The 5557-nt window shown below is 70.1% G+C and carries 5 protein-coding genes; 4 read left to right on the top strand and 1 reads right to left on the bottom strand.

Annotation, left to right across the window (positions count from 1 at the left end):
* Positions 1–30: 30 nt before the first annotated feature.
* Together GUY60_RS33405 and GUY60_RS33400 are read left to right on the top strand one after the other, a co-directional pair.
* Positions 31–828, top strand: coding sequence for an ABC transporter ATP-binding protein (locus GUY60_RS33405; RefSeq protein WP_161704745.1), 798 nt, complete (start codon positions 31–33; stop codon positions 826–828).
* On the top strand, positions 807–1529 hold the full coding sequence (locus GUY60_RS33400) for an ABC transporter ATP-binding protein (protein ID WP_161704743.1): 723 nt from the start codon (positions 807–809) through the stop codon (positions 1527–1529). The genes GUY60_RS33405 and GUY60_RS33400 overlap by 22 nt, the downstream gene beginning before the upstream one ends.
* Positions 1530–1611: 82 nt before the next feature.
* Here the strand turns inward: GUY60_RS33400 and GUY60_RS33395 are convergent, their stop codons facing one another.
* Positions 1612–2886 (bottom strand): Rossmann-fold NAD(P)-binding domain-containing protein, encoded by a 1275-nt coding sequence (locus GUY60_RS33395; RefSeq protein ID WP_161704741.1) that lies wholly within the window; start codon positions 2884–2886, stop codon positions 1612–1614.
* 904 nt (positions 2887–3790) lie between these two features.
* On the opposite strand from GUY60_RS33395, the gene GUY60_RS33390 reads away from it, so the two are divergent.
* Both GUY60_RS33390 and GUY60_RS33385 read left to right on the top strand, forming a co-directional pair.
* Positions 3791–4702: a PASTA domain-containing protein gene (locus tag GUY60_RS33390; RefSeq protein ID WP_161704739.1), complete on the top strand. Its 912-nt coding sequence runs from the start codon at positions 3791–3793 to the stop codon at positions 4700–4702.
* Positions 4703–4778: 76 nt separating this feature from the next.
* Positions 4779–5557 (top strand): hypothetical protein (locus tag GUY60_RS33385; protein ID WP_161704737.1); only part of this gene is annotated, 779 nt, incomplete at its 3' end.

Raw genomic sequence — 5557 nt, 5'->3', positions numbered from 1 at the left:
GGCCCCGGCCCCGTCCCGGGAGACCGTCTCATGACCGACCGCGACCCCTCGCCCCCGGTTCTCGTCCTGGACGGGCTGACCCGGCGGTACGGCAGCGTGACGGCACTGGACGGTGTCGGCCTGCGGCTGCCCGCCAGGGCCCGGCACGCCGTCATCGGACCCAACGGCGCGGGCAAGACCACCCTGCTCCACCTGATCGCGGGCACGGAACGACCCGACCGCGGCACGATCGTGCTCGGCGGGCGCGACCTCACCCGTACCGGGCCTGCCCGCCGGGCGCGGTACGGAATCGCGCGGAGTTTCCAACAGCCCGCCGTCATCGGAGAGTTGACGGTGCTCGACAACATCGTCCTGGCCGCCTGGAGCCACCACCCCCGGCGCGACCGTGTCCCGGCCGCGCGCGAGCAGCTCGCGGCCGTGGGTCTGGGCGACATGGCGCACCGCCTGGCCTCCGAGCTGTCGCACGGCCGGCGCGGACTGCTCGATCTCGCGGCGGCCCTGGTCTGCCGCCCGCGCCTGCTGCTCCTCGACGAGCCGGCCGCCGGACTCACCGACCGTGACATCGGGCGGCTGCTCGACGTACTCGGGCAGCTCTCCGGGGATGTCGCCATGCTCCTCGTCGAACACCACACCGGGGTGGTCACGCACCTGGCCGACACCGTCACCGTGCTCAAGGACGGCAAGGCCCTGCTCACGGCCCCCACCGACGTGGCCCTCAACCACCCGGACGTGCGCGAGGCCTACCTGGGAACGGCAACCGACCACCCAGGACGGGGAGTTGACCACCGGGGAAAGGGGAGCGGCCCATGCTCCGCATCAGCGGGCTGACCGCGGGTTACCACGGCGGCACCGTGCTGCACGGCGTCGACCTCGAGGTGCCGCCCGGAACCGTGCACGCCGTCGTCGGGCACAACGGAGCGGGCAAGAGCACGCTCGTCCACACCGTCGCAGGGCTGCTGCGCCCCACTTCGGGGACGGTCCGCCTGGACGCCGTCGACCTGACGGGCCGGCGGGCACACCAAGTGGCCCGTGCGGGCGTCGGGTTGGTCCCGCAGGGCCGCCGGGTCTTCGCCGGACTGACTGTCGCCGAGCACCTGCGCCTTGCCCACCGGCCGCGCGCGAAGGCAGGACGCCGGGGCACCGCCTGGACGCCGGAACAGGTCCTCGGTCTGCTGCCCCGCCTCGCCGAGCGCCGGACCAACCGGGGCTCGCAACTCTCCGGCGGCGAGCAGCAGATGCTGGCCCTGGCCAGGGCGCTGCTCGGCAGCCCGCGCGTCCTGCTGCTCGACGAGCCGACGGAGGGCCTCGCGCCAGTGATCGTCGAGCAGATCCAGGAGCTGATCCGTGCGCTCGCCGACGAGGGAGTCGCCTCGCTGCTCATGTCGCCGAGCGCGGCACTCGCCCGCGCCTGCGCGGACACGGTCACGGTCCTCACCTCGGGTGCGGTCGCTGCCCGGTTCGACGGCGACGAGGTCCGCGCCGATCCGGCCGCCCTGCACCGGACTCTCGCCCTGGCGCCCACGGAGTGACCGGGCCGCGCCACCGGCTGCGTCGAGCCCGGCACCCGGTGGCGCGCCCTAGTCCTCACCTACGCTCAGCCTCGCCGCACGGTCAACTGCCCTTCTTCAGACTGTCCTTCTCCGGGCCGTCCTTCTCCAGGCTGTCCTTCTGGAGTGCGTGGCCGCCGAAGCCGCTGTTGCGCTCCGGGCCGCCGATCTGCCCCTTCCACCAGGCATCGAAGTCCGAGGTGCGCATGGTCTCCCAGTCCGGAGTGTCGACGACCTGGGCCTGTCCGAACGTGCGGCCCAGGTCGACCATCGAGGCGCCAAGCGCGGTCCGACCGGCGTCGTACGCCGCGCCGGCCGCCGCCCAGTCGTCATGTGCCCGCCAGGCCTGCTCCAGGATCAGGGCATCCTGCAGTGCCTTGACCGCCCCGCCGCCGGTGTGCGGCCGGGCGACGGTGGCGGCGTCCCCGGCGAGGGCGAGTCGGCCGCGGGCGTAGTGCGGCACCTCGAGGTCGTAGATGGGCTGGATGAAGGACTCCTCGCGCGGGGTGCGCAGCACGCACTCGGCCCAGTAGGGCGGGAAGTGCTTGCGCACCAAATCCCGTGCGAACGCGTCGAGTTCGGTGCTGAGCTTCCCCGGCGGCAGCGAGGTGGGGCTCTGCAGATTCAGTGGGAGCGCCAGGTGCTCGGGCGGGGTGGTGTAAAGCACCCAGTTGACCCGCATGCCGCCCGCGCCGTCCGGTATTCGGTAGATCACGCAGTGACCGCCGGGGAAGACCACCGTACGCAGATCCGTCCAGACGAGGTCCGAGGAGCCGCACTCGGGCGCACCCGGCGAGGCGCCGCGCCAGCCGAGGTATCCCGCGTACGTGGGCCGGAGGCCGGGGAACATGGTGTCCCTGACGACGGAGCGGTAACCGTCGGCGCCGATGACGACGTCGAAGCGCTCCCGCCCGCCGGCGGTGAAGTCGAGCGTCACGCCCTCGGCGTCCTCCTCCACAGCCGCGATGCCCACGCCGGAGCGGTACTCGACCTCGGCGGGCACTCGCCGGCGCAGCTCACTCCACAGCGAACCCCAGGAGTACGCGCGGAACGGGGCGTCCTGCACTCCGACAGCCCGGCCGAGTTCCGACTCGCCGTCACGCATCGTCCAGATGCGCTGGTCGATCGGGCTCCACGGCATGTCGGCGTCCACATACCCGGCGGCTTCCAACTCGGCGTAACGGTCCCGGTGCAGGCTCACGCCCACCCCTCGTTCCTGGAGCCGGTCGGCGGCCCGCTCCAGGATGGTGACCTTCTCGGCGCCACCCCGTAACGCTGCCAGGGCCGTCGCGCAGCCCGCGATGCTGCCACCGACGACCGCGATGTTGCCACCAAACATCCCGTGCTCTCCCTCAGGTACCTCTCCGGCACTCCCTGCCAGCGGTCCCGGCTGATCACGGGCGCCCCGGGGTGCCCGTCCATCCCATCATGATCAGGCAATGCCGAGAGGGAAAAGGTGAGGGTTCGAGGTGAGGTTCCGCCAGGAATGCGGAGGCTGATGACGGAAAGTCAGTACGCCTTGCTGTATGGGCAGTTGGGCATAATCGCCGATCCCATTCCAATCCCATTCCAATCCCATTCCCGTTCCAACTCGCCTCCTGCGGAGGGTATGTCCCGTTTCCCGGTGCCTCGAGGCAGCGCGTTGCGGCCCGGCGTCCAGGCGCTGGCCGCCCCGGAGGCAGTCCAGGACGGCGTGGTCCGGCGCCTCGCGGTTCATGCAGGTGTGGACTCCGGGCGTCCCAGGCGCTGATAGCCGGTCACCACGGCGCCGTATCCCTGGCCGAGGAGCCTCTTGACGGGCAGAGCCTCGTACTCGGTTCCCCCGCGCGACGGCAGAGCACGAGGACTCCTCGGGTAGCTGGTCAAGTCGTGCCGGCCGGGCGGGGGAGGCGGGCTCCTGACGGGTGTCGCGGCCGGGGACCGACCACTGTGTCCGCCATCCAGGGTCCGTGAGGTCCTTGCCGGCGAGCATCCCGCACCCGTCGTGGAGGTCGTCCTCGCCTTGCGTATCGCGGCCGAGTCGGGGTGAGAGCGCCGTCGCCCTGTGCCTGCCTGCTGTGACGGCTACGCCGGCGGTTGCCCTGACGGAGCTTGGCGGACATGAACAGGGACAACGCCGAACGGCAGGTTCGGCTGATGACTGTTACTTCACATCCGCCGGGGCCAGTGGGGTAGACGCCGACACTCCGGTTCAACAAGATGTTGATGCCCGCCACGGGGAACCTCACGGAAAGGACTGCGAGTTGACCGTCAACCCCACCAGGATGCACAAGAAGGATCGGGTGTGGGCGTCGATCATCGGCGGGATCGTGGTGATCGCTTTCCTCGCGAACAGCTGCGGCAGCGACACCGACAGCGACGGCAAGCCGGAGCCGAAGCCGTCGAAGACCGCCACCGACCCCTACAGCCTGCCCGACTACACCGGCAAGAGCGTCGTAAAGGCCGACAGCGACATCTACGGCCTGTTCGACGAGGTGGCCGTCGAGCCGGTCCTGGCCAACGCCACTGGAGCGAATGTCATGCCGACCAGCTCGTGGGAGGTGTGCTTCCAGTATCCGAAGGTGGGCACGTCGCTCGTCACCGTGCTCAAGAAGGGAATCACCTTGTCGGCGGTTCCGAAGGGAACGACCTGCCCGAAGGTGGACCGCAAGCACATCCCGGGTCTCCCCAAGGTGACGGGCAAGACCGTGGCCGCAGCGAGGAAGGCGATGCTGGCAGCCGGGGTTGCCAAGGACGACTTCGAGTGGCTCACGGCCTACAGCGACGACTACCGCAACCCGGGGGCCAGTTGGAAGGTGTGCACGCAGAGCCCGGCCGCGGGTGAGTCGATCAACACGGACGGCGACACGCTGGACCGGGTCGTCTCGGTCGGAGCGGTCAAGGCCGGGGAGAACTGCCCGCCGGAGGACGGCGCGTCGCACTACAAGAATCCGGCAAACGACCCGGACAGCCCGAAGCACGACGGCGATGACGACGGCGTCCCCGACGAGCAGGAAGACGACAGCGACTGGGACGACAGCAGCGGCGGCACCTCCACCGGCGGCGGCTCCTCGTCCTCGGGTGGCAGCGGCGGCGACGGCTACGACCCGGGCGGTTGCCGGCCCGGCGGCTGCGACAACTCCCGGCACTGCCCGCCCGGCGGCTGCAAGAACTAACCACCCGTTCAGGCCCCGCCCTCACGCGTATGGGGGCGGGGCCACCCCAACCTGACCGCTCGCAGAAGGACAGCCCGTGCTCACCTACACGCCCGACCACCGTGAACAGCAGATCCAGGTGCTGATGAACGTGCTGAAGCCGCTGGCCACCAGCACCGACCCGTACGTGATAGCCACCACTGTGCGGCACTTCCGGCCTGTCGCCTCGTCGATGCACACGATCGCGAAGCGCCTCCACAAGACGTTCCCCGCCTACCTGCGGCATCTCGGTCGGCAGACCGGTTCGAAGACGAAGCTGATCGAGACGTTCGTTGAGACCGCGGGACGTCCGCTGCGCAGCCTGAACTTCATCTTCGAGTCGGACCTACCGCACTGGGACCGGATCATCGAGCTGCTGGACGCGTTCTACGACGGCGAGCAGGGCCCCGAGGACATCTCGTTCATCGGCGACTGGGAGGACGCCGTACGGCACGTGAACAACATGCTCAACTCGCTGGCCCGCGACATCCGCCCGGCAGCAGCCAAGATCGACCCCGGTGCCTACCACGCCGCGGTGGTCGCCCTGGTCGAGGTCGGGAAGGCAATGAACCCCGTGTTCGGCCACATGGCCGTTCAGGTCGCGAGGCGCCACATCATGGGCGAAGAAGTCGCCTCCGTTCTGGCGTGGAACAGCGACACCTCGCTGCAGAGCTGCCGCGTGGTGATGGAGTGGTGCGCCGAGGAGGCGACCAGCCTCCTGTCCCTGCTGGACAAGACGTACAAGCTGACGCTGAAGCGCACCGACCCGACGGTGCCGTGGCCTAAAGCCGGCGGCGTACAGGCGATCCAAGCTGACGGCCTTGCGGCGCTCCCACC

Origin of the sequence: Streptomyces boluensis (assembly GCF_009908195.1) — a bacterium.
Classification (GTDB): Bacteria; Actinomycetota; Actinomycetes; order Streptomycetales; family Streptomycetaceae; genus Streptomyces; species Streptomyces boluensis.
The sequence above is the reverse complement of the archived record's forward strand: the minus strand, read 5'-3'. Positions and strand labels throughout refer to the sequence as shown.